This is a genomic window from Halobellus inordinatus, assembly GCF_024498335.1.
Lineage (GTDB): Archaea > Halobacteriota > Halobacteria > Halobacteriales > Haloferacaceae > Haloquadratum > Haloquadratum inordinatus.
The window spans coordinates 897,787-921,932 of sequence record NZ_CP101825.1 but is presented as its reverse complement, the minus strand read 5'-3'; the positions used below and the strand labels follow the sequence as shown (position 1 = coordinate 921,932).

The window sequence follows — 24,146 nt, the reverse complement described above, 5'->3', positions numbered from 1 at the left end:
TGATAGGGGTTATCGTAAGTCTCCATAGATGTCTCGCCGGACGGTACGGCGAGAATCTCCGAACAGTGACGATAATCCCTGTGAGACTGCGTTACGCGCCGGCGGGCCGGGCGGCCTGCTGCAGCGCGGCCTCGATGTCTTCGCGCTGTGTGAAGCCGACGAACCGGTCGACGATGTCGCCGTCCTGCTCGACGACGACCGTCGGCAGCGAACGGACCTGGTACTGATTAGCGAGGTCCTGCTCCTCGTCGACGTCGATCTTCTGGAAGTCGACGTCACCGTATTCGGCTTCGAGGTCCTCTAAGATGGGATCCTGCTTCTTGCACGGGCCGCACCAATCGGCGTAAAAATCGAGTACTCGGACGGTCATCGTGTGCGTAGCGAAGTTGCGCGGGGCCTCGCATAAGCGTTTCCACCGCCCCGTAGTCACCATCATATGCGACCGCCAGTGGCGGCCTCGATACGGCCACGACTCCGTCGGGACCGCTCGCAGATCCGAAACGTTTAGGCGAGGGACCGCCGACCTACAGGTATGAGCAGCGGCCAGAACAGCGGCGGCCTGATGTCGAGTGCGGGGCTCGTTCGATACTTCGACGCCGAGGACCGCAACGCCATCCGCATCGATCCGAAGACCGTCTTCGCGTTTGGACTCCTCTTCGGCGTCGGCGTCCTCGTACTGAACGCCGTCGCGATCTAACTCCCGGGCGACGCACGGCGACGCACGACCGGCGGGCGACCCGGGGCGACGCCGTACAGCGACTCCACGTACCGACCCGAGACGACGACGAACAACGGACGCTTTTTGTCGATTCGACTCCGACGCACAGCTATGTTACGAGCGGGTGTCGTCGCCGTCCAGGGCGACGTCTCTGAACACGCGGCGGCTATCCGGCGCGCCGGCGCGGCCCACGACGAGGAAGTCGACGTGATCGAGATCAGGCAGTCCGGTCACGTGGCCGACTGCGACGTCTTACTGCTGCCCGGCGGGGAGTCGACGGCCATCTCACGACTGCTCGCGAGCGAGGGCATCGACGAGGAGATCCGCGAGCACGTCGCGGCCGGCAAGCCCGTCCTAGCGACGTGTGCGGGCCTCATCGTCGCCTCCAGCGACGCCAACGACGAGCGCGTCGACACGCTCGACCTGCTCGATGTGACCGTCGACCGCAACGCGTTCGGTCGGCAGGTCGACAGTTTCGAGGCTCCGCTCGAGGTCGCCGGGTTCGACGAGCCGTTCCCCGCCGTGTTCATCCGCGCGCCCGCCATCGACGAGGTCGGCGAGGGCGTCGAGGTGCTCGCCGAGTGGGAGGGCCGCCCGGTCGCCGTCCGCGACGGCCCGGTCGTCGGCACCGCGTTTCACCCCGAACTGACCAACGACAGCCGGATCCACGACCTCGCGTTCTTCGAGGAACTCGCTGTCGAGGCGTGAGGCCACGGCGAGCGTGAAGCCACGGGGAGCGTGAAGCCACGGCGAGAAGCCGCGGCCGGACGTGGCGGGGACGCCGCCGACGTGCTCCCGAGACTTTTCTACGATGGGGCGGAACCTCCGCGTGTGAGCGAGAATCGGACGGACGTGGTGGCGCTGACGCGACGGCTCGTTTCCATCCCGAGCTACGAGGACGAGACCGCCGCAGGCGACGCTATCGAGAAGTGGTTGCGAACCGAGACCGACGCGGACGTGACGCGAGATCGGCACGGCAACGTCGTCGCCCGGCGGGGAACGGGCGCCACGTCGCTGGCGCTGGTCGGCCACCACGACGTCGTCGAACCCGACGCGTCGCAGGTCGCGAGCAGCGGGACCACCGAGAAAGGCGACACGAAGTACGCCGTCGACGAGCGAGATGGAAGGCTCTACGGCCGCGGCACGGCCGATATGAAAGGGTCGCTGGCGGCCGCGATGCTCGCGTTCCGCGACGCCGACCCCGCTGGTGAACTCGTCTTCGCCTCGTTCGTCGGGGAGGAACAGGGCGGCGTGGGCGCGCGCGCCGCCATCGAGGACGGCTTCGCGCCCGACTACGCCGTGGTCGGTGAGGGATCGACGAACTACGCGGGTGAGAACCAGACGGACGTCGTCGTCGCTCATCGCGGCCGGCGCGGATCGACGATCACGGCACGCGGGGCCGCCGCACACGCGAGTGAACCTGAGACTGGTGAGAACGCGGTCTACCGCGCCTGCGACGCCGTCAGGACGATCCGCGATCTCGACGCGCCCGACGCGACGGTCCTCGGCCGAACGCTCACGGGAAGCGTCGTCGTCACCGAGATCGACGGCGGGTCGGCGTGGAACGTCGTCCCCGATACCTGCACGGTGACAGTCGACGAGCGCACCGTCCCGAGCGAGCGGGCGCACCTGGAGCGAGTCGAGGAGATCGACGGCGTCGAGTGGGCTATCGATCAGGACCTCCCGCCGATGGCGTGCGACGAGGCCGCGTTCGCCGACGCCGCGCTCGCCGCGGCCGACGCGGCGCAGACAGCGACGCCCGAGCGCGTGACCAAACCACACGCGACCGACGCGGGGTGGCTCGCGGCCGCGGGAGCGACCTGTGTCGTCGCCGGCGCGTCAGAGCCCGGTGAAGCGCACACGGCGAACGAGAGTGTCTCGATCGAGGCGCTGGCGCGGTGTCGGCGGCTGTATCAGAACCTCGCCGAGCGGTGGCCGAGCAGGTGACATAAAAGAGAGGCGTCGGCTTGATACGCACTCGCGTCCACAGTCACGACGATGGCGACAGACGCACCCGAGGCGGCTTCGGAGTCGGAGCGAGACGACGAGAGCGCACCGGACGCCTACGAGACGCTGCTCGAAGAGTACCGACGCGTGGCGAACGTCCGCAACGCGAGCGGCATCCTCTCGTGGGACCAGCAGGTGATGATGCCCGACGCGGGGACGCCGGCGCGGTCACAGCAACTCTCGACGCTGTCGTCGCTGTCGCACGACCTCCTCACAGACGACGCCGTCGGCGACGCGCTCGACGAACTCGAAGCGACGGAACTGAGGGACGAACAGGCGGCCGTCGTCCGCGAGATCCGTCGCGAGTACGACCGCGCAGTCGCCGTGCCGTCCGAACTGGTCGAGGAAATTTCGACGACTGCGTCGGAGGCGCTGCCAGCGTGGAAGGAAGCGAAAGCCGAAGACGACTTCGAGGCGTTCGCGCCGTACCTGCAGAAGCACGTCGAACTCAAACGCGAGTACGCAGAGCACATCGATCCGGACCGCGACGCCTACGAGGTGCTCTTCGAGGACTTCGAGCCGTGTCTCTCCTTAGAGCGCGCGGAGTCGATCCTCGAAACGCTCCGGGAGACGCTCGTGCCGATGATCGAGGAGATCAGGGAGTCCGAGGCCGAACTGGCGACGGACGCGTTCACCTCGCTCGGCGAGTATCCCGCCGGCGAGCAGGAGGACCTCTGTCGAGACGTGCTCTCGACGCTCGGCTATCCCTGGGATCGGGGCCGCCTCGACACCGCGCCGCACCCGTTCTCCTCGGGTACGACGTTCGACGCGCGGGTGACCACTCGCTTCGACGAGACCGATCCGCTCGGATCGCTCACGTCGACGATCCACGAGTTCGGGCACGCGACCTACACGCTCGGCCTGCCAGACGAGCACTACGCGAGTCCGCTCGGCGAGGATCGGGACCTCTCGGTCCACGAGTCCCAGTCGCGCCTCTGGGAGAACCACGTCGGGCGCTCGCAGGCGTTCTGGGAGGGCTTCTTGCCCACGTTCGCCGAGCACTTCCCGAAGGCTTCCGAAGTGACGCCCCGAGAGGCCTACGAGGCCGCAAACCAGGTCTACGAGGACAACCTCATCCGCGTCGAGGCGGACGAACTCACCTACCATCTGCACATCATCATCCGCTTCGAGATCGAGCGCGCGCTGATCGCCGGCGACATCGACGTCGACGAGGTGCCGGAAGTCTGGAACGACAAGTACGAGCAGTACCTCGGCGTCCGCCCCGACACCGACAGTGAGGGCTGTCTCCAGGACATCCACTGGAGCCACGGCAACTTCGGGTACTTCCCGACGTACTCGCTGGGGTCGGCGATGGCTGCCCAGTTGTACGCGGCCGCCGAGGACGACATCGACGATCTGGAGGCGGAGATCACCGCTCGCGACTTCGACGCGCTGCACGAGTGGCTGACCGAGAACGTCCACCGCCACGGGGCGCGCTACGAGACGAACGAACTCGTCGAGCGGGCGACCGGATCGGCGTTCACCGCGGAGGCGTTCGTCGACTACGTCACCGAGAAGTACGGCGCGCTCTACGACCTCGATTCCGTCTGAGGGGCGGGCCGGCGGTCGATCGCACCCGCCACCCGTCGGACGCTGTTCTCGACGCGTGAGCGGAGGCTCGCGACCGATCCTCACGACTCTGTACTCGGCAGTAGGACTAAGTATTGGTACGACATACCATATCGTGTATGGCCTCAGCACCGACTTCCGACGACGCTCTGTTCGACCAGTTCCTCGACGACCGCGGTCACGATACCGAGACAGTAGACTGGGAGACGTCGTATAACAAGAAGCAGTGTCCGGAGTGTGGTGCACTTCACGACGCCAGCGCGACCGACTGCGCCGTCTGCGGGTGGGATCCGCGCGCGTAGGACGGCCCGCACGAAGGCTCGAATCGGCGTCTCGAACTTCATTCTCGAAACAGGTACTTTATCACGCGCAAGCGCGTGAACGCCTTCAATGAGCGACTCCGACGCGACGGTCACCCGATTGTTCGGTGGCCCCGGAAGCGGGAAGACGACGGCCCTGCTCGATCGGGTCGACGAGCTACTGGATCAAGACGACGTCACGATCCGGGACATCCTCGTCGTCTCCTACACGCGGGCGGCCGCCGCAGAGGTTCGCGAGCGGCTCGCAGAGCGGCTCGACATCTCCCCGCGGGCCCTGAAGGGCAACGTCGCGACGATGCACGCGAAAGCGTACGAACTGCTGGATCTCTCCCGGAACGACGTCGTCGGCGAGAGCGACAAAAAGGAGTTCTGTGAGGAGTACGGCGTCGAATTCGAAGACGAGTACGGCGGCGCCGGCCGACGGACCGCCCGCTCGACCACGATCGGCAACAAGATCATCGCGACGAGCCAGTGGCTCCAGCGCACCCGCCGAGACGTCTCGGACTGGTACGACGTCCCCTTCCAGTGGAACGTCGAGGAGGTCCGGCTGCCGCCCGAGGTCGACCCGAACGCCCAGGAGGGCAACAAGTACACCCCGACGTGGCCCTCCGACGACGACCGGATCGACGTCCCCGAGGTGATCCGCGCGTGGCGGAGCTACAAGGGTGAACACGGCCTCGTCGGCTTCGCGGATATGCTCGAACGCGTGAAGCAGCGCTCGCTCGTGCCCCACGTCGACTACCTCGTCATCGACGAGTTCCAGGACATCACGACGCTGCAGTACGACGTGTATCAGGAGTGGAAGCCCCATATGGAGCGCGTCCTCATCGCCGGCGACGACGACCAGGTCGTCTACGCCTGGCAGGGCGCGGACCCGAACCTGCTGCTCGACGCCGAACGCGACGAGGACGAGGTCCTGCCGAACTCCTATCGGCTTCCCTCGCAGGTCCTCAACGTCGTCAATCAGGAGATCCGCCACATCGACAAACGCCAGGAGAAGGACCTCCGGCCGCGCAAGGAGGGCGGCGTCGTCGAGGGGATCGAATCCCCGTCGATGCTGGATCTCGCACGGAACGTCCGCTACACGATCGAGCAGGGCGACGACGACGAGACGGTGATGGTGCTGTTCCGCGCCCGCTATCAGCTGTTCCAGTTCATCGACGAGTTCCTGCCGCTCGGGATGCCCTTCTCGGCGCTCACCGACCAGCGGATGTGGACCGATCGGCTGACGCAGTACGTGCGCGGGATCGAGCGCCTCGAACGCGAGGAACCGCTCGACGGACTGCAGGCGCGGCGGCTCGCAGATATGCTGCAGGACTCGGCGTTCGGAAGCAACGACCGCGACGACCTCTTCGATCGCATCGACGAGCTACAGGAGGACGCCGGCGTCGACGACCTCACCGACCTCTCGGTCGATCCCGACGTGATCACCGAGTTCGCGCCGTTCGCCCCCGACGGGGCCTCCGCGGGCGATATGCTCCGGAAGGTCACCTCCTTCCAGCGCAACTCCGTCGAGGCGTACTTCGCGGGCGAGTACCGCGGGATGGACCCCGACCGCGTCCGCATCGGCACGATCCACTCCGCGAAGGGTCGCGAGGCCGACCACGTCTTCGTCGCGACCGACCTCACCGAGAAGGTCGTCGAACAGATGGCCGCCTCGGTCGAGGACGACGAAGTCGACGCCGTCGAGGAGTTCACCGCCAGCACCGACCCCGTTCCGATCCTCACCGACAACGAGCGCCGGGTGTTCTACGTCGGGATGTCCCGTGCGCGCGAGCGCCTCGTCATCCTCGAAAACCTCGTCAGCGGCGCGCCGACGCTCCCGGTGAGCGTGCTGCTGCACAACGAGATCCGCGACGAGTCGGTCGAGGAGCTGCTGGCCGACGCCCAGGAAGGCGAAGTCCCGGCACCCGAGCCGGACGCCTGACCGAGCGTGTCCCGCGAGGGTTCCGAGTCAAGGTCGATTCGGACCGACTGGTCGTTCCTCGACGACGCGCTCGGAGCGACCGACGCGGTCGGCTTCGTCGCCGCCGGCGGCCGGCGTGACGACAGTCTCCGGTACCTGACGCGCTTCGACGGACCGGATCGCGAGTACGCGTTCGTCCGAACGGCGGGAGCAACGCGCGAGAGCGTGCTCTGTGCACCCGCCGGGTTCGAGACGAAAGCGACCCGGCAGTTCGACGGCCGCGTCGCGACCGAGCGCGCCGGCGACCCCGCAGGCGAGCGAGCCGCCGCGATACTCGACCACTCGGAAGCAGGAGCCGCGAGCGACGGCGAACCGCCGCTCGTTCTCGTCCCACCGACGATCCCGCACGATGCCGCCGTCTATCTGGAGCGCGCGGGCTACGAGTTGCAGTCGACGACGGCGGTCGCGGACGCCCGACGGATCAAGACCGACAGCGAGATCGACGCGATCCGGGGCGTCCAGGCGGCGGCAGTCGCGGCGGTGCGTCACGCCGAGGGGATTCTCGCAGCGGCGGACGCGGCGGCAGACGCAGACGCGGGAGACGGCGGGGGGCGCGAACTCCGCTGGCAAGACGCACCGCTCACGACCGATCGGCTGACGCGAGAGGTAAACGCCGAACTGGCTCGGCACGGTGTCAGCGACGTCGGAAACACCGTCGTCAGCGTCGGGGCACATCGCTCGGCCGGCGACGGAGGGACCTGCGAAGCCGTCTCGATCCGAACGAACGAGCCGATCCGTATCGAGGTCGCGCCGCGCGGATCCCACGGCTATCACGGCGCGCTTACGCGGACGGTCGTCGTCGACAGCGACGGCGGCTGGGATCGCCGCGCGTACGTGGCCGTCGAGTCGGCACTCGACGCCGGACTGTCCGAGATCGAGGCCGGTGCCGACGCTGGGGACGTCGCCCGCGAAGCCGACGCGGAACTGGCTGCGTTCGGCTTCGATCCGACGACCGGGATCGAACTCCCAGACGGGCCGCTCGACGTCGGATACGGCGTCGGACTCTCGCGGCGCGAGTCGCCGCCCCTCCGCGGTGGCACAGCACTCGAAGCAGGGATGGTGATTGCTGTCGCGCCCGGGGTGGCCGATCCCGAGCAGGGCTGCGTCCGGCTGAGCGCGCTGGTCGTCGTGACCGGATCTGGGTACGAACGCCTCGGCGACGACTCGCACTCGTTTTCGCCGCGGGCGTAATTGGCCCAGAAATCAGGGTGTGTCCTCGTCGTCGTCCGGGGTCTTCACGACCGCGCCGAGGACGCGTTCGCCGATTTTCATCGGGACATCTCCGGGTGTCGTAAGGTACTGCGGGAGAACGACCATCGCGACAGCGATGGCTACCGCGCCGGCGCCGAGGGCGATGTCGCCCTCCGTCAGTCGAGTAAGCCCGAAGATCCCGACCGGTGCGGCGAAGATCATCGTCGCCGCCAGTTGCAGCGTCCCGAGGATACCGAGTCGCATCGTGCGACAGATCGACCGCGTTCGGGTAAAAGGCTCGCGTTCGGGTAAAAGGCTCGCGGTCAGAAGAAAGACTGCGGGACCAACGCAGGCGAACGGCTGCTCAGCGGTGCAGCGGCTCGGGAGCCGGCGGCATCGAGCGCTTGTGGGCGCTGCCCTCGTAGAGGTCGACGACCCGCTCGATCTGCGCTTCGGTGACGTCCAGTTCGCGGACGGTCGCCGCCACCGAGAGCGGGCCGTCGACGTGGAGCGCGAGGATCGCATCGAGCGTGTCGTAGTCCAGTCCCATCTCTTCCTCGTCGGTCTGGCCGGACCACATCCCGGCGGAGGGCGTCTTCATCACCAGTCCCTCCGGCGCGCCCAGGAAGTCCGCGAGCTGGCGCACCTGCTGTTTGTAGAGGTTGCCGATCGGGTTGCAGTCGACCGCCTGATCGCCGTACTTGGTGAAGTAGCCCGTCAGCGCCTCCGAGCGGTTGCCGGTCCCGAGGACGACCTTGCTCTCGTGGTTGGCGACGAAGTAGTTCAACACGCCGCGAACGCGGACGTAGACGTTGCCGGCGGCCATCCGATCGTCGGCGGCCTCGGGAAATGTATCGAAGAACGTCTCCGCGATCGGCTGGATCTCGACGACGTCGTAGGGGATTTCGAGTTCCTGTGCGAGCCACTCAGCGTCGCTCATATTGTCTTCGGTGTTCACCACGCTCGGCATCACGAGGCCGTGAACGTTCTCGGCGCCCAGCGCTTCGACCGCCAGATACGCCACGGTCGTGCTGTCGATGCCGCCCGAGAGACCGAGGACCGCGCCCTCGGCACCGGCCCCGTCGACGACGTCGCGGATGAACGACTGGAGGTGGTCGGCCGTCCGTTCCAGTTCGGGTTCCGAGAGCCGAAGATCGAGCGGTGCGTCCTCTGTGAGGACCGAATCGTCCGTAGTCATCAGAGAAGGATACCGACTGAGGACACTAATACTCACCCGTCGTGGGAGATAAGTGGCCGTCCGTTCAGTTCCCTGGGGGTTTTCGCGGAGAATAGTCGTCGGTCTCAGCCCGGGAGTCATAGGGATTATCGTAAGTTCTCATAGATGTCTCGCCGGACGGTACGGCGAGAATCTCCGAACAGTGACGACAATCCCTATCAGATGTCGCGACCGCCGTCGACTTCCAGCGCCGTGCCGGTGATCATCTGGGCGTTCTCGCTTGCGAGGAAGACCGCGGCGTCGGCGACGTCGTCCGGTTCGGCGAGGCGACCCAGCGGGATCGTCTCGGCCATTCCCTCGACGGAGAGGTCGTCGCCGGCGAACTGCGGCAGCATCCCGGTGTCGGTGGCGACCGGGCAGATGGCGTTTGCCCGGATGTCGTCGTCCGCCAGTTCGAAGGCGAGTTGTTTCGTGAGCGTGATCATCCCGCCCTTCGAGGCCGCGTACGCCGAGAGGCCCGTCCGCGGGCGGATGCCGGCCGTCGACGCGGTGTTGAGAATGACGCCGCCGCCCTGTTCGCGCATCCGCGGAACGGCGTACTTCGCGCCGAGGAACGCGCTCTTGAGGTTCACGTCCTGAATCCGGTCCCAGGTGGCTTCCGTCACCTCCTCGACGGGCGTCGCCTCCTGTGGGATGCCCGCGTTGTTGTGGAGCACGTCTATCGACCCGAACTCCTCGACCGTCCGCGCGATGAATCCCGCGACGTCGTCGGCGTCGGAGACGTCCGCGGTGATCGCGACGGCCTCGGCGGGTGTTTCGGCTTCGATCGTCTCGGCCGTCGCTGCGGCCGCGTCGGCGTCGATATCGACGACGGCAACGGCCGCGCCGTGTTCAGCGAATCGGTGCGCGATTCGTTCGCCCATCCCCGAGCCGGCGCCAGTGACGGCGACTGCTCGACCCTGAAAGTCCATAGTTGCTGGCGAAGCCGTCGGAGTATGAACGTTTCCCTGTGTTCGATTCATACTGGCGGACAGAACTATGTGAAAAGTATTGGTACCCCGTGGCTACCAAGATGATTCACGAACTGCTGTCCGACAGTATCAGTCATCGGTGTATGTCCGTCTCGATCCAAACATTGACACGGGCCATCGACGACCAGGAGGTATGCGAGAGCCAGACGTTCGAGAGCGGTACCCGCACCTCGTCGGCGGGGAGTGGACCGAGCCCGCGGCGGGCGAGTACGTCGAGACCACCGATCCAGCGACGAACGAGCCGATCACGACGGTCGCCGCGGGGACGGCAGCCGACGTCGACGCCGCGGTGGCGGCCGCCCGGGAGGCGTTTCCCGAGTGGCGCGACACCGACCCCGTGACGCGCGGACAGCGCGTCCACCGGGTCGCGGAGTTGATCCGAGAGCACAAAGACGAACTCGCGGCGATCGAATCGCTCGATCAGGGGAAGCCGCTCTCGCAGGCGAAATCCGACTTCGAGGGCGCGGCGCGGTACTTCGAGTACTACGCCGGCGCGGCCGACAAACTGGAGGGCGAGTCGATTCCGGTCGGCACCGGGCAGGTCGACTACACCGTCAGAGAGCCATACGGCGTCTCCGCGCAGATCGTGCCCTGGAACTTCCCGGGGAATCTGTTCGCGCGGGGCGTCGCGCCCGCACTCGTCGCCGGCAACGCGACCGTCGTCAAGCCGGCTCCGACGACGCCGCTGTCGGCGTTCCACCTCGCAGAGCTCTGCTATGAGGCCGGAATCCCCGAGGGCGCGGTGAACGTCGTCGCCGGCGGCGGCGAACCGGGCGAAGCGCTCACCGCCCACGAGGGCGTCGACACGATCACCTTCACCGGCAGTGTCCCTACTGGGCAAGCGGTGATGCGCTCGGCGGCCGAGAACGTCACGCCCGTCACGCTCGAACTCGGCGGGAAGAATCCCGCGATCGTCTACCCCGACGCCGACGTCGAGGAGGCGGTCGGCTGGATCGCGACGGCGATCTTCACGAACGCGGGGCAGGTCTGTTCGGCCGCCGACCGGGCGCTCGTCCACGAGGACGTGTACGACGAGTTCGTCGAGCAGATCACCGATATCGCGGACGCCTACGAACTCGGTCCCGGACGGGACGATCCCGATATGGGGCCGCTCAACAGCGCGGCGCACCGGGATCGGGTGTGTGAGTACATCGAACAGGGCCGCGAGGAGGGTGCGGCCGTCGCGGCTGGCGGCGGCGTGCCCGACCGCGAGGGCAACTTCGTCGAGCCGACGGTGTTCGTCGACGTCGACAACGAGATGGTCGTCGCCCAAGAGGAGATCTTCGGTCCGGTGTTGGTCGTCGTACCGTTCGGCGACGACGACGATCCGATCGAGATCGCCAACGACGTCGAGTACGGGCTCACGGCGGGGATATTCACGAACGACGTCCGCCGCGCTCACCGCGACGCCCAGCGACTCCAGGCCGGTAACGTCTACGTCAACAAGTGGTTCGGAGACACGAATCAGACGCCCTTCGGCGGGTACAAGAAGTCGGGCATCGGCCGCGAGAAGGGGTTCGAAGCGCTCGACTCGTACCTCCAGACGAAGAACGTCGCCGTCAACCTCGAACGGGGGCTCGGCGACGACCTACCCGGGGCCTGATACTGATTACTCTCGTCTCTTACCGCCGACCGACACCACCGGGAGTGGCGCTCGCCGGTACACAGTGAGAGTAATCACTATGAGATCGGGGCGCGGATAGTTGTGAGTACGTATGTCACCCTAGCAGCGGGGTGAAAACCGATACCATCGCATATACATTTATTACAAATACTCGTCGAGTGTGTCGCGTGAAGCAGAGACGCGAATTCTTAGTTGGGGCAGGGACAGCAGCGGTTGCCGGTCTTGCGGGCTGTTCTGGTGGCTCGGGATCGGGAAGTACCACTGAATCCGGTGAAGGGACCACCGCCACGGGTGGAGACGAGACGACGACCAGCGGTGGCGACGGCGGAAGCGGCGGCGACGCGATCCCGATCGGCGTGCTGCTGCCGTTCTCCGGCGAGTACGCGTGGGTCGGCGAGAACGTGCTGCCGGTGACGCGGATGATCGCCCAGGAGATCAACGAGCAGGGCGGCATCGGCGGCCGCGACGTGACGCTCGTGCAGGCCGACACCGAGGGGTCGCCGTCGGCGTCGCTCTCGGCGGCGAAGAAGCTGATCAACGTCGAGAACGTGGCCGGCATCATCGGTCCGACGTCGATCACTATGTCCGCCGTGTTCGACCTGTTCCAGGAGAATCAGGTGCCGATCGTGACGCCGACGGCGGGGACGACGTCGCTCGACGACCGCGGCGGCGAGTACGTCTTCCGGACGGTGCCATCGGACGCGCTCGGCGGGCGGGCGATCGCGAAAGCGCTCCGGAACCAGCAGTACAACACCGTCACCGACTACTCGAATATGGCGCTGATGGTCGGGAACAAGGAGGTCTTCCAGTCCTTCAAGAGCCCGGTCCGAGAGTCCTTCGAGGAGTTCGGCGGAACGGTCACCGAAGCCGTCGACTTCAAGACCGGCAAGGCGTCCTACGAGAGCGAAGTGCAGACGGTGATGAACTCCGATCCGGAGGTCACCGTCCTCGTCGGGTCGAAAGACGACAGTATCAAAATTATGCGGGCCGCCTATCAGGCGGGCTACGAGGGCAACTGGTACGTCACGCAGGACCAGACGACAGACGTCTTCCTCGAGGAAGCCCCCGAGCAGGTCACCGGCGGGATTCTCGGACTGCAGTCTGCGACCTATCAGGCCGCCGAGGAGGAGGGCCGGATCGAAGCCTTCCAGCAGCGCGTCACCGACTTCAGCGGCTCGAAGCCGAAACTGTTCGCGCGGAACGCCTACGACGCGATGAACACGCTCGGCCTCGCGATGAAGGCCACCGCGACGGCCGGCGACGAGATCACGCCCCCGAACGTCGCGGGGAACGTTCGGACAGTCGCGAACCCGCCGGAGACCGTCGTCACGAACTACACCGACGGCGCGTCGGCGATCGAGGAGGGGTCGGACCTCGATTACCGCGGCCTCGTCGGTCCGATCGACTTCGACGAGGACGGCGACGTCGGGTCGCCGTTCGCGATTATGCGAGTCGAAGAGGGTAGCTGGACGCAAGCGGCGACGATTCCGCCGAGCGAACTGTAGCGTTCGTTCCACGCTATGGTCGCCTTCGTTACGCAGTTCATTCAGACGCTTATCTACGGCCTGATCGAGGGCAGTGTCATCTCCGTCGGCGCTGTCGGACTGACGCTCTCGTACGGCGTGACCCGCTTCATCAACTTCGCGTACGGCGAGTTCCTCACCTACGGGGCGTATCTCGCGTTGTTCCTGTCGGGAGCCGGACTCGGCCTCTCGCTTCCGCTCCCCCTCGCGACGATCGTCGCGGTCCTCGTCGTCGGCGCGTTCGGCGTCGGCGTCTCCCGGGTCTTCTTCGAGCCGTTGTCCGATCGGGGGCCGCTGCCGCTGCTCATCACTTCGATCGGCGTCGCGTTCATCCTTCGGTACGCGCTGACGGCCGCCGTCGGCGTCTCCGCGAAACAACTTCCAGTGCCGCTGATGCGGCCCGTCGAGGTCTTCGGCGTCGGGACGACCCCGCTCCGTGCGGCGGTCTTCCTCGTCGCGATCGCGACGATGCTCCTCATCCACGTGCTCTTGACGTACACGATGCTCGGGAAGACGATGCGGGCGACGAGCGGGAACCGCAACCTCGCCGAGATCGCCGGTATCGACACCGACGGCGTGATCCGGCGGACGTGGTTCATCTCCGCTGGCGCGGGCGCGCTGGCCGGCGTCCTCTATGCGGTCCTGTTCGCACCGTTCCGCCCGACGGTCGGCTTCGAGTACCTCATCGTCATCTTCGCCGCGACGCTTTTGGGCGGCATCGGTCGGCCGTACGGCGCGATGCTCGGCGCGATCATCGTCGGCGTCGCGATGAGCCTCGGGACGACGTACCTCTCTGCGGAGTACACGATGGCGTACGCGTTCGCCATCCTCGTCGGCGTGCTGCTGTTCAAGCCCGACGGCATCGCCGGAGGTGAGATCTGATGGGCGTGTTCACGCCGACGGCGCTCCTTTCGCTGCCCGGTTGGGGATCGTTCCTCCTCACGGTGCTCACCATCGCGGGCATCTACTCGCTTCTGACGCTCGGGCTCAACATCCACTACGGCTACACCGGCCTGATCAACTTCGGCCACGTCGCGTTCTTCGCGGCGGGCGCGTACACGGCTGCCTTGCTGACGGTGCCCCCGCCGGCGCAGGTCTCCGGCGCGGAGTACGTCTTCGGGCTGAACCTCCCGATGCCGCTCGGCCTGCCGATCAGTCTGGTCGCCGCCGCCGTCGTCGGTGGCTTGCTGGCGACGCTCATCGGCGCGACGAGCGTCCGCCTCGGCAGCCACTACCTCGCGGTCGCGACGTTCGCGCTCGCGGGCATCTTCGGCAGCGTCCTCGAAAACGAGGCGTGGCTGACCAACGGCTCGTTCGGCCTCAACAGCGTGCCGAAACCCGGGCGCGCCGCGATGAGTGCCGACACGTGGGCGGTGACGTACTTCGTCTTCGTCGTCGTCGTGCTCGTCGTCGTCGCGTTCGTCCTCTCCCGGCTGACGGGGTCACCCTTCGGTCGCCTGCTCAAAGGCGTCCGCGAGAGCGAAGACGCCGCACAGATGCTCGGCAAGAACACCATCCGCGTGAAGCTCACGTCGTTCGCGATCGGCGGGGCGGTCGCCGGACTGGCCGGCGGTCTCTACGCGCACTACGTCGGCAGCGTCGTCGTCCAGCAGTTCGTCCCCGCAGTGACGTTCACCGTCTGGGCGGCGCTGCTGCTCGGCGGCGTCGCCTCGAACACCGGCGCGGTGTTCGGCGCGTTCCTGCTCGTTGGCTTCCGCGAATCGACGCGGTTTCTCACCAACATCTACGACAGCCTGCTCGCGTCGCTGCCGACGGTCGCCGCCGACGCGCTCCGTCTCGCAGTCGAACCGCTTCCGGATCACGCCTCGTTCGTCCCCAGCCTCCGATTCGTCGTCATCGGGCTGTTGATCGTGCTCGTGATCCGCTACCGGCCGGAAGGCGTCTTCGGTGATCCGAACGAGATCGACGCCATCGGGGAGGAAGACTGATGAGCCGAGACAGCAGCGAATCGGACGCCGCCGCAGGCGTGACCCGTTCCGACTCCGACGCGCCGCTCCTCGAAGTCGACGACGTCGTGAAGCGCTTCGGTGGCCTGACCGCTATCGACCACGCCTCCTTCGGCGTCGAAGCGGAGTCGATCACCGGCCTCATCGGGCCCAACGGGGCCGGGAAGTCGACGCTTTTCAACTGCGTCACGGGGATGCTGACGCCCGATTCGGGGGCCGTCCGCCTCGCCGGCGAGGACGTTCAGGACCTCCCCCCGAATCGGATCGCCCAACGCGGCCTGGGGCGGACGTTCCAGACGCCGAAGATCTTCCGCGGGATGAGCGTGCGCGAGAACCTCGCGTTCGCGGCGCGCGGACAGACTGGCGAACGGCCGATTTCGGCGCTCGTCCAGCCCGGTACCGTCGGCTCCGAGGAAGCAGACATTCGAGAGCGCGTCGACGACACGCTAGAGTTCCTCTCGCTCGATCACCTCGCCGAGGAGTACGCCAGCGGGCTCTCGGGTGGGCAGCGGAAACTGCTCGAACTGGGACGCGTGCTGATGTTAGATCCCGAGATCATCCTCCTCGACGAACCGATGGCCGGCGTCAATCCGTCACTCGCCGACGACCTCCTCGATCGGCTCCACGAACTCAACGACCGCGGGCGGACGATTCTCCTCATCGAACACGATATGGACCTCGTTATGAACCACTGCGACCGTGTCGTCGTCCTGCACAACGGCCAGACACTCGCGAGCGGCCCGCCGTCGATCGTCCAGGAAGACGAACGGGTCGTCGAAGCGTACCTGGGAGGCTTCGAGAATGCATAATGCAGACCTCGAAACAGTCCCGGAGATCGACGACGCGCTCTTCTCGGCGCGTGGCATCGAGACGGGCTACGGCGAACTGCAGGTGCTCTACGGCGTCGACGTCGACGTCCGCGACGACGAGATCGTCCTCGTCTTCGGGCCGAACGGGGCCGGCAAGTCGACGCTGATGAAGGCGCTCTACGGTCGCCTGCCGCTGTGGGAAGGGACGAGCGAGATCGGCGGCACCGACCTTTCAGAAGTCCGTTCGAACCGGATGATCGAACACGGTATCGGGTTCGTCCCGCAGACCGAGAACGTCTTCCCGAATCTCACCGTCTCCGAAAACCTCGATATCGGCGCGATCCACACCGAGGATCCGGCGTCGCGGCGAGCGGAACTCTTCGAGCTGTTCCCGCGACTGGAGGAACGACTCGAACAGACGGCCGAGACGCTCTCGGGCGGCGAGCGGCAGATGCTGGCGATGGCGCGCGCGCTGATGCCGGACCCGGATCTGCTGTTCATCGACGAGCCGTCGGCCGGGTTGGCCCCACAGCTCATCGAACGGACGTTCGAGCACATCGCGCGAATTCGTGACGACGGGACGGCCGTGCTGATGATCGAACAGAACGTCAACGCCGCGCTGTCGGTCGCCGATCGGGGCTACGTCCTCGATATGGGCGAGAACCGTTTCGAGGCCGACGCCGAAACGATCCGGGAATCCGAGCGCATCCGGGATCTGTACCTCGGGAAGTAGGCCGCTCGCCCGTCGGCTGGGAAGAACGCTGCGCGGCTTTCTGCCGGGGGTGAAACCGTTCTCGCCCCCCGTTCCGTCATCCTTAAGTCGAGCCTGTGGCTCTGTTTCGAGTGGAGGCCGGCGTAATTGCTGCCAGTGCGCGCCAGTGGTCCAGTGGTAGGACAGTGGCTTCCCAAGCCACTAGCCCGGGTTCAATTCCCGGCTGGCGCATTCTCGTCCTCGTTTCGCTCGATAGCTGCTGTACTAACCGCTCTCTCGCTCGCTATCGTCTCTGTGAGTCTCGGGGGACGCTCTTACGGCAGGACGCGATCAGAGAAAGATCGGGTTAGGACTCGGACGGCGTCGGATCGACGACGAACAGGTCCCCCTCGTCGACGACGACGTCGAACGTCGGCAGTCGAATGCTCTCGTCGCCGACGTGGACGCCGGTTTCGAGATCGTACTCCCACCCGTGTAGCGGACAGGTGACGGCTGGATCGTCACAGAACCGCTCGACGTCGCGCTCGCCCGGTTCCGTGACGTCCGCGACGAGTCGTTCGTGGACTTTGCCCTCGTTGAGTGGCCCGCCGTCGTGTGCACAGCGGTTCAGGATGGCGAAGTACTCGCCGCCGTAGTTGAGGACGGCGACTTCGTGACCGTTCACCGTCACGACGGCACGCGAGCCATCGTCGAACGAGTCGGCCTCGCCGACGCGGATCCGGCTCATATGCCAAACACCGCCTCGGCGTTTTCGCCCAGAATTTTCCCCTTCTCCGAATCCGAGAGGAACGACTGGTCGGTGATCCGAGTGGGGCGATCGAAGTCCCAGTGAGGATAGTCGGAAGCGTACATCAGTCGCCCCGCGCCGCCGATCATATCGATCACGGATTCGAGATACTGCGGATCGACCTCGGTTTCGAGCGGCTGTGTACCGAAGTAGAAGGACTCTTTGATGTATTCGCTCGGGCGCTGTTCGAGCAGTGGCGCCTCCGACGGCCGCTTGAGATACTCACAGTCGAGTCGGCTCATCAGCAGCGACACGTAGAAGATGCCCGCTTCGAGGAAGACGAAGTCGAGATCCGGGAACTTCTCTGGGATACCTTGCACGAGGACGCTCACCGCCTGCGCGAAATTGTTCTCGACGAAACCGAGCGTGTGCGTCTCGATCAATTTCTCGTAGCCCTTGGTGTGGTAGTTGTCGATGCCCGCGCCACTGGTGTGATAGCAGACAGTGAGGTCCTTCTCGGAGGCCGCCTGATAGACCGGTTCGTACTGGCGATTCCCGAGCGGAGGTTCGGCCCCGCCGGTGATCATATAGACGCCGGCGATCCCCTCTTCGTCGCCGACGCGGTCGATCAGGTCGACAGCGTCGTCGGGGTCGTCGAGCGGGATCGGAATTGCGGTGTAGATGCCCTCGTTCGGATCGACGACCTGATCGAGCAGGTAGTCGGTCGCGCCGCTGGCGAACGTGGTCATTCGCGTGTCGTCGCCTCCGAGTGCTGGCGCGGCCGCCAAGATCAGATGTGAGAGGACGAGACACTTGTCCACGCCCAGATAGTCCATCGCCTCCGGGATCTCCTCGGGTCGCATCTCGCCCGGATACGACGAGTCCATCCCGGCGACGTTGCGGTCGAGACGGCCGCCGACGAACCGATCACCGGTGGACTTCGGGAAGAACGCACGGCGCGCGAAGTCCTCCCAGCCGCGTTCGAGGCGCGTCTTCCAGGGATCGTCGAAGTACCGGACAAGGTCTTCCATTGGTTCCCAGATGTGGATGTCGGTGTCGACGACAGTGTGTCCGTCAGTGCTCATAGCTGCTCCTGCGTGGTAGCCCGTTGTGGTTCGTTCGTTAGCGATCCGTTCGAGACGTCGATTGTGAGTCCGTCGTAGCCGACGATGACGGTCCCGTCGAATGCCTCAGCCGCCGCTGCACGAATCCCGTCGGTGTCGCGGTACGGCGGGAAGTGCGTCAGGACGAGCGTGTCGACGCCTGCGTTCGACGCGATCTCGCCGGCCTGCCGTGGGGTGCAGTGCGTGTTTTGAAGGTTATTTGCCATTTCCTCCGGATACGGCGTGAGGTACCGGTCCCAGACGAGTTCGTCGCCCGACGGCGTCGGGGGGTCACCGACCGGCGACATATGCGCGTCGTGGACGAGCACGTCGGCACCCGCTGCGAACGCTGCGAGATCCTCGGACTTCCGAGTGTCGCCGGAGAAGACGAAGCGCTCGCCGTTCGGCCCCTCGAAGCGATAGGCGTACGTCTCGATCGAGTGCTCGACCGAGGATGCCTCGATCTCGACGTCACCCCGCTGGAACCGGGAGCCGTCTTCGACGGGGATCCATTCGATGTCCTCGATACCGGTCGCGTCGTATCCTACTTGCTGGCGGTAGGCGAGGTCGTCCTCGTAGACGTTGTACAGCGCCTCGATCAAATCGTCGGTACCGTCGGGGCCGTACACGCGCAGCGATTCTCGACCTGCCGTCCACGAGGAGATGGCAAAGTGCGGGAATGCGGCGTTGTGATCGACGTGATGGTGGGTAAACAGGAGTTCGGAGATCGAGCCCGGATCGATCCCGTTACGGAGCAGTTCATAGACCGTTCGAGGCCCACAGTCGACCAAGAACGTCTCACCACCGGTGCTGACGGTGAGCGCGGTGCCAGCGCGGTCGAGGTTCGGGGCCGGGCTTCCCGTGCCGAGAAGCGTTACCTCCATATTACGTCGTCGCCCCCGCACGGGTTTCGAGCTGTCCGACGAACTCCTCGGCGAGTTCGACGAGTTCCGGGTCGTCGATACTGCGCGGTCTGTCGATGTCGATTTTCTCCTGCACCAGAACGCTCGACGGCCGGTGCGACATCACGAGCACGCGGTTTGCGAGATACGTCGCCTCGATGGCATCGTGCGTCACGAAGACGATTGTTCGTTCCTGATCCTTCCAGATGTCGACGAGGTCGCTGCGGAGGTTCCGGGCTGTGATCTCGTCGACGCTGGAGAAGGGCTCGTCCATCAGGATCACGTCGGGTTCGACTGCCATCGCGCGGGCGATAGAGACTCGCTGTTGCATCCCGCCAGAGAGCGACCGGGGATACTCGTCGACGAAATCCTCGAGGCCGACCAGTTCGAGGTACGTCTCGATCCGCTCGTCCCACTCGTCTTTCGGGACGCCTTTGCCGTCCAGCGCGAACTCGATGTTCTGTCTGACGGTGCGCCAATCGAGCAACCGCGGTTCCTGAAAGACGAAGCAGACGTCGGTCGGGGAGTTCTCCGAGCCGACCGCGACCGAGCCCGCGGAGGGTTCCTCCAGTTGCGCGATGATGTTGAGAAGCGTCGACTTTCCGCAGCCCGAGGGACCGAGGATGCAGAGGAAGTCGTTCTCGTCGGTCTCGAAGCGGACGTCATCGAGCACCTGCAGAGAGTTTCCATCCATCTGCCGGTACTGCTTGTCGACGCTGTCGATCTCTATCTTCGTCATGCTGCTCTTGCCCCCCCAGAGTGGCCGTCACCGCGCCACTTGGTCACGCGCTTTTCGATCGTCTTGAGAAGGCCAAATTCGATTGCCATCATCACGAGTGTGAACTCCAGCGTCCACGCGAAGACGCCGACGACGGAGTACAACTGGAACTGCCGATTGATCATAAAGCCGATACCACTGGTGAGGCCGAGTAGTTCAACGATCACGACGATCTTCCAACTGATCGCGAGACCGAAGCGCGCCGCTGCGAGTAGGTGCGGCAGCAGTGACGGCAGGACGACGTTGCGGACGAGGCTCAGTCGCGAGACCTCAAAGGAGCGTCCCATCCGAATGAGGTCCTCGTCGATCGACTTGGTCCCCTGCCAGAAGTTGAACACGATCATCGGCGTCGCCAGGAAGAACACCGAGAAGTACGCGGCGAGTTCCGAGAGCCCGAACCAGATGATCGCGACGATCGCGACCGCCAGCCCCGGCACGGAGATACCGATCAGGATCGGGATGTCGAAGAGGTACTCCGCACGGTGATCTCGGCCCATCGCGATGCCGAGTGGAATACTGACCCCATACGCGAGGAAGAAGCCGACCGCGACTCGTCCGAGGGTGTCGACGAGGTGGTTGGCGAACGCCCCGCTGACCGCGATGGAGACCATCTCGTTCGCGACCGGGACGACACTCGGAAGCAGATCCGCGGCGACGAACCGGGCGACGATCTCCCACGACGCGAGGAAGGCGACGACGGAGATCGTGTAGTAGATGTAGCGCTGGTATCGCTGAAACAGCCGTCTGAGTGGCGTTCCACGGCCGAAGACTGAATCGGATGCCTCCAGCGACATCTCACAGAACCTCGTTGAAGATGTTCTCGGTCGGTTCGGCTTCGATCAGGCCGAGATCTCGGGCTTTTTCCACCATCTTCATCTCGGACTCCTGGAACGCCTCGATGTCCCACTCGTCAGGATAGATATCGACGAGGCGCTCTTTGGCGAGGTCTTTTTGTTCTTGGTTTTCGAGGCCGAAGGAGTCGCTGTAGTTATCGACGACACCATCGATGTTCTCGGTGAGGTACTGCTGCGTTTCGATAAAGGCTTTGGCGAGGCCGGTCGCCGCGTCCGGGTTCGAGTCGTACCACTGTTTTGTCCACGCCAAGTCGACCGTCGTCAGCGGGAGGCTCTCAGCCTCGCGCCAGGCCTCCCGCGGAGAGAAGACAACCTCGAAATCGTACTTCAACAGCGCCTTCGAGACCAGCGGTTCGAACGAGAGGACTGCATCCAGTTCCCCTTTTTCGAGCAGCGACAGTGCCGCCGGCGGCGCAGCCTGTACGAACTCGTACTCCTCGCGTTTGACGTCGTGGGCCTCATCGAGCATCACGACGAACTTTAGCCAGGCGTCCGCGGCGGTGGAAGCGAAACTGACGCGCTTTCCGCGCAGGTCCTCGGGCGCGTCGATATCGCTGTCCGAGCGCGTGATGATGTACGAGTGATACAGCATATACGGGCCGATGAGTTGCGGATTCTCTCCTTTCGAGTGCATTCGGGTCGCCACGATGGACCCCATATATCCCGTCGGGATGTCCGCGTTGAACACGAGTTGCTGCTGGACCTTTGGTGGGCTCGCGAACAGTTCCGGCTGGAGCGAGAGTCCGTGTTTCTCGTCGATGCCCTGTTCCTGCATTACCGTCGTGAGAATCCCCGTCGTGCCGCCGTTCGTCGCGCCGTGAACCACAGTGGTCGGGTCGGAACTGCCTGACGTCGAGCCTCCGGCATCAGTCTCACTCGTCCCCGTCGACGCGTCCGTGCCGGTCGACGTCCCGGACGATCCACTGGAGCCGCCAGCGCAGCCGGCAAGTGCCGACGCGCTCGTCGCCGCAAACGCGCCGGTCAGTTTGAGCGCCGTCCGCCTGTCGATGTGCGTGCTATTGTTTGACATCTTCACCAGTATGAAAAACAATGATATACTATAAAACTATTGTTTAGCTGATATTCGTACTGTAAGAACGCAACACTGCGATTATTTTTTGGCTGTAAGAAAAATTATCAATTTTTAATATCATATTGAAAGATCGGGATATATTGCGGTACGCAGAGTGAGAGCTACAAAAGAAGCGGCGATATCGGGGCCGAGACGAGTATCAATATTCAGAGACGATGGCAACAGAAAGAGAACGGTGTTTGTTCCGGGCAGCGGAACGAGTGCGACAGGGTACTCAGCCGTAGGTGAGATTGACTTCGATTTCGTTCGCAACACCGAGGATGAGTTCTGGGAGTTCGTCGGTCAGATACTCGCCTTTCAATCGGTTCGCTGGGCCGGCGACGGTGAGCGAGCCGACCGGTTCGTCGTCAGAGCCGATGATCGGGGCAGCTACTGCGTGTACGCCACGGATCGACTCGCTTCGATTGAACGCGACTCCCCGTTCGCGGATTGCTTCGAGTTCGTCGAGTAGTTCCGCTCGGTCGGTGATCGTCCGGGACGTCTCGGCCGGGAGACCGCGTCGATCCAAGATGTCTTCGACCTTCTCGCGGTCCATAAACGCCAAGACGGCCTTGCCGGCCGCGAAGGCGTGCAAGCGCGCGCGGTACCCGTCGCGCGTGTATGTCTCGACCGTCTGTTTGCCTGCGTTGTGATACAGGAAGGTCCCGTACCCGTTCTCCTCAGCCATAATCCACACCTTCTCGTCGAGTTCGTTCGCCAAGTCGTCGACTTTGGGCTTGGCGATTTGATAGAGGCCGTGTTCGTTCTGTGCGTGAATGCCGTAGTCCAAAAACAGGAGCCCCACCTGGTAGCCGTCGTCGGTGTTCGTCACGTAGCCCTCGTCTTCGAGCGTGGAGAGGTGCCGGTGGACAGTGCTCTTCGAATAGCCGAGTCGGTCAGCGATCTCCGTCAGATTCGCGGAGCCGTCTTCCTTGAGACTGCGGAGGATCTCGATGGAGCGTCGTGTCGCTTCGACGCTGCTCGGCGCGCTGTCGTTCGATTCAGAAGGCTGCCCCTCGTCACCGTGCCTCATTGTCTAGATGTCTCGTTCGTGGGTACAAAAGTTCCGCCCTCGCGAACAGACGCAGGTCGGAGTCACTCGGCTGTGTCCGGCGGCGTCAACTCCCGCTGGAACTCGTCGAACGTTTCGACCTCCTTGGGCAGGTCGTACTCGATCCGGCGCTCGGCCTGTCGGTTCCGGAGTGTGTCCTCGACGGGGTCGGCGACGGACTCCCAGCCGGGTTTGACCTTCAGGCTCGTGGCGGGGATGCCGGCCGCGACGTGGTGGTCCGGGACGTCACCCTGAACCACGGAACGCGCGCCGACGACGGCGTTCTCGCCGACGCGGCAGCCGGCGCGGACCATCGCGTCGTAGGTGACGCGGGCGTCGTCGCCGACGATCGTGTGGTAGTTCTCGACGTCGGTCTGGTCGACGACGTCGTGGTCGTGGCTGTAGAGGTGGGCGTTGTCCGAGATCGACGCGCGGTCGCCGATCGTGAGTTTGCCGCGGTCGTCGAGGTGGACGTCGTCGTGGATGACGACGTTGTCGCCGACAGTGATGTTGTGCCCGTAGGTGAACGTGATCCCCTTGAAGAACCGGCAGTCGTCGCCGCACTCCTCGAAGAGGTGGTCGGCGAGCATCTGCCGGAACCGGAGCGCGAAGTCGACGTTGTCGGCCATCGGCGTCGCGTCGAACTGCCGCCAGAGCCACTGGAGATACTTCGAGCGCTGGAATCGGTCCTCGTCTTTCTCGGCGTAGTACTCCGATTCGAGCGTCGCGTTGCAGGGGTCGTATCCCTGGAGTCGGACGCGCTCGGCCGCCGAAATGTCTTCGCCGGCCTGCCAGCGGTCGTACGCCTCGCGGTCCCCGTGGAGATCGACGAGCGTCTCGGTGACGACGCGGCAGATCTCCTCCTCGGAGGAGAGCCGCTCGTCTACCTCGTCGATGAACGCCGCGACGTTCGCTTCCGCCTCCGCGGGAAGGGAGACGTTGACTTTTGTCATCGGCGCCGGGTTCGGACTCCGGCGTCAAATCCGTTCGGTTGTGCGAAGCTCTCGACCGACCGCTGTGAATCGATGGCACGGAGCTAGAGAGC

25 protein-coding genes and 1 tRNA gene are annotated in these 24,146 nt (G+C 65.0%); 14 read left to right on the top strand and 12 right to left on the bottom strand.

What is annotated here, in order from left to right:
• Nucleotides 1–91 precede the first annotated feature (91 nt).
• Nucleotides 92–370 carry a thioredoxin gene (trxA, locus tag NO362_RS04720; RefSeq protein WP_121569070.1) on the bottom strand — a complete coding sequence of 93 codons (279 nt, stop codon included), beginning with the start codon at nt 368–370 and terminating at the stop codon, nt 92–94.
• A 162-nt stretch (nt 371–532) separates the two neighbouring features.
• On the opposite strand from trxA, the gene NO362_RS04715 reads away from it, so the two are divergent.
• The 7 genes from NO362_RS04715 (at nt 533) to NO362_RS04685 (ending at nt 7,771) form a co-directional block, all read left to right on the top strand.
• Entirely contained in the window at nt 533–697 is a 165-nt protein-coding gene (locus tag NO362_RS04715; RefSeq protein ID WP_049985347.1) for a preprotein translocase subunit Sec61beta, read from the top strand.
• 132 nt (nt 698–829) lie between these two features.
• Nucleotides 830–1,426 carry a pyridoxal 5'-phosphate synthase glutaminase subunit PdxT gene (pdxT, locus tag NO362_RS04710; RefSeq protein WP_256546310.1) on the top strand — a complete coding sequence of 199 codons (597 nt, stop codon included), beginning with the start codon at nt 830–832 and terminating at the stop codon, nt 1,424–1,426.
• 123 nt (nt 1,427–1,549) lie between these two features.
• Nucleotides 1,550–2,665 carry a M20 family metallopeptidase gene (locus NO362_RS04705; protein ID WP_256546309.1) on the top strand — a complete coding sequence of 372 codons (1,116 nt, stop codon included), beginning with the start codon at nt 1,550–1,552 and terminating at the stop codon, nt 2,663–2,665.
• 51 nt (nt 2,666–2,716) lie between these two features.
• Nucleotides 2,717–4,276, top strand: a complete 1,560-nt coding sequence (locus NO362_RS04700) for a carboxypeptidase M32 (protein ID WP_256546308.1) — start codon at nt 2,717–2,719, stop codon at nt 4,274–4,276.
• Nucleotides 4,277–4,413: 137 nt separating this feature from the next.
• Entirely contained in the window at nt 4,414–4,596 is a 183-nt protein-coding gene (locus NO362_RS04695) for an HVO_0416 family zinc finger protein (protein WP_256546307.1), read from the top strand.
• A gap of 88 nt (nt 4,597–4,684) precedes the next feature.
• Nucleotides 4,685–6,541, top strand: coding sequence for a UvrD-helicase domain-containing protein (locus NO362_RS04690; protein ID WP_256546306.1), 1,857 nt, complete (start codon nt 4,685–4,687; stop codon nt 6,539–6,541).
• Between the two features lie 6 nt (nt 6,542–6,547).
• On the top strand, nt 6,548–7,771 hold the full coding sequence (locus tag NO362_RS04685) for a M24 family metallopeptidase (RefSeq protein ID WP_256546305.1): 1,224 nt from the start codon (nt 6,548–6,550) through the stop codon (nt 7,769–7,771).
• A 12-nt stretch (nt 7,772–7,783) separates the two neighbouring features.
• On the opposite strand, the gene NO362_RS04680 is transcribed toward NO362_RS04685, so the two are convergent.
• From NO362_RS04680 to NO362_RS04670, 3 genes are all read right to left on the bottom strand, one after another.
• On the bottom strand, nt 7,784–8,035 hold the full coding sequence (locus tag NO362_RS04680; protein ID WP_256546304.1) for a DUF7533 family protein: 252 nt from the start codon (nt 8,033–8,035) through the stop codon (nt 7,784–7,786).
• 100 nt (nt 8,036–8,135) lie between these two features.
• Complete coding sequence (locus NO362_RS04675) at nt 8,136–8,969, bottom strand: NAD+ synthase (protein WP_256546303.1); 834 nt, start codon at nt 8,967–8,969, stop codon at nt 8,136–8,138.
• A gap of 197 nt (nt 8,970–9,166) precedes the next feature.
• Nucleotides 9,167–9,919, bottom strand: a complete 753-nt coding sequence (locus NO362_RS04670; RefSeq protein WP_256546302.1) for an SDR family oxidoreductase — start codon at nt 9,917–9,919, stop codon at nt 9,167–9,169.
• A gap of 193 nt (nt 9,920–10,112) precedes the next feature.
• On the opposite strand from NO362_RS04670, the gene NO362_RS04665 reads away from it, so the two are divergent.
• From NO362_RS04665 to NO362_RS04635, 7 genes are all read left to right on the top strand, one after another.
• Entirely contained in the window at nt 10,113–11,582 is a 1,470-nt protein-coding gene (locus NO362_RS04665; RefSeq protein WP_256546301.1) for an aldehyde dehydrogenase family protein, read from the top strand.
• Between the two features lie 188 nt (nt 11,583–11,770).
• Nucleotides 11,771–13,108, top strand: a complete 1,338-nt coding sequence (locus tag NO362_RS04660; protein WP_256546300.1) for an ABC transporter substrate-binding protein — start codon at nt 11,771–11,773, stop codon at nt 13,106–13,108.
• A gap of 15 nt (nt 13,109–13,123) precedes the next feature.
• Complete coding sequence (locus NO362_RS04655; RefSeq protein WP_256546299.1) at nt 13,124–14,008, top strand: branched-chain amino acid ABC transporter permease; 885 nt, start codon at nt 13,124–13,126, stop codon at nt 14,006–14,008.
• Nucleotides 14,008–15,075, top strand: coding sequence for a branched-chain amino acid ABC transporter permease (locus NO362_RS04650; RefSeq protein ID WP_256546298.1), 1,068 nt, complete (start codon nt 14,008–14,010; stop codon nt 15,073–15,075). The genes NO362_RS04655 and NO362_RS04650 overlap by 1 nt, the downstream gene beginning before the upstream one ends.
• Nucleotides 15,075–15,902 (top strand): ABC transporter ATP-binding protein, encoded by an 828-nt coding sequence (locus NO362_RS04645; protein WP_256546297.1) that lies wholly within the window; start codon nt 15,075–15,077, stop codon nt 15,900–15,902. The genes NO362_RS04650 and NO362_RS04645 overlap by 1 nt, the downstream gene beginning before the upstream one ends.
• On the top strand, nt 15,895–16,635 hold the full coding sequence (locus tag NO362_RS04640; protein WP_256546296.1) for an ABC transporter ATP-binding protein: 741 nt from the start codon (nt 15,895–15,897) through the stop codon (nt 16,633–16,635). The genes NO362_RS04645 and NO362_RS04640 overlap by 8 nt, the downstream gene beginning before the upstream one ends.
• Before the next feature lie 139 nt (nt 16,636–16,774).
• A tRNA-Gly gene (locus NO362_RS04635) sits at nt 16,775–16,845 on the top strand.
• A 115-nt stretch (nt 16,846–16,960) separates the two neighbouring features.
• Here NO362_RS04635 and NO362_RS04630 read toward each other — a convergent pair.
• The 8 genes from NO362_RS04630 to NO362_RS04595 form a co-directional block, all read right to left on the bottom strand.
• Entirely contained in the window at nt 16,961–17,341 is a 381-nt protein-coding gene (locus NO362_RS04630; protein WP_256546295.1) for a Rieske (2Fe-2S) protein, read from the bottom strand.
• The gene (locus NO362_RS04625) at nt 17,338–18,426 is read right to left on the bottom strand and encodes an amidohydrolase family protein (RefSeq protein ID WP_256546294.1); all 1,089 of its coding nucleotides are present in this window, start codon (nt 18,424–18,426) and stop codon (nt 17,338–17,340) included. The genes NO362_RS04630 and NO362_RS04625 overlap by 4 nt, the downstream gene beginning before the upstream one ends.
• Nucleotides 18,423–19,328, bottom strand: a complete 906-nt coding sequence (locus tag NO362_RS04620; RefSeq protein ID WP_256546293.1) for an MBL fold metallo-hydrolase — start codon at nt 19,326–19,328, stop codon at nt 18,423–18,425. Before NO362_RS04620 ends, NO362_RS04625 begins: the two co-directional genes overlap by 4 nt.
• 1 nt (nt 19,329) lies before the next feature.
• A complete protein-coding gene (locus NO362_RS04615; protein WP_256546292.1) occupies nt 19,330–20,085 on the bottom strand; it encodes an ABC transporter ATP-binding protein in 756 nt (251 codons plus the stop codon).
• Nucleotides 20,082–20,918, bottom strand: a complete 837-nt coding sequence (locus NO362_RS04610) for an ABC transporter permease (RefSeq protein ID WP_256546291.1) — start codon at nt 20,916–20,918, stop codon at nt 20,082–20,084. Before NO362_RS04610 ends, NO362_RS04615 begins: the two co-directional genes overlap by 4 nt.
• A gap of 1 nt (nt 20,919) precedes the next feature.
• Nucleotides 20,920–22,008, bottom strand: coding sequence for an ABC transporter substrate-binding protein (locus NO362_RS04605; protein WP_256546290.1), 1,089 nt, complete (start codon nt 22,006–22,008; stop codon nt 20,920–20,922).
• A 277-nt stretch (nt 22,009–22,285) separates the two neighbouring features.
• Entirely contained in the window at nt 22,286–23,083 is a 798-nt protein-coding gene (locus NO362_RS04600; RefSeq protein WP_256546289.1) for an IclR family transcriptional regulator, read from the bottom strand.
• A gap of 62 nt (nt 23,084–23,145) precedes the next feature.
• Nucleotides 23,146–24,054, bottom strand: a complete 909-nt coding sequence (locus NO362_RS04595; RefSeq protein ID WP_256546288.1) for an acyltransferase — start codon at nt 24,052–24,054, stop codon at nt 23,146–23,148.
• Nucleotides 24,055–24,146 lie beyond the last annotated feature (92 nt).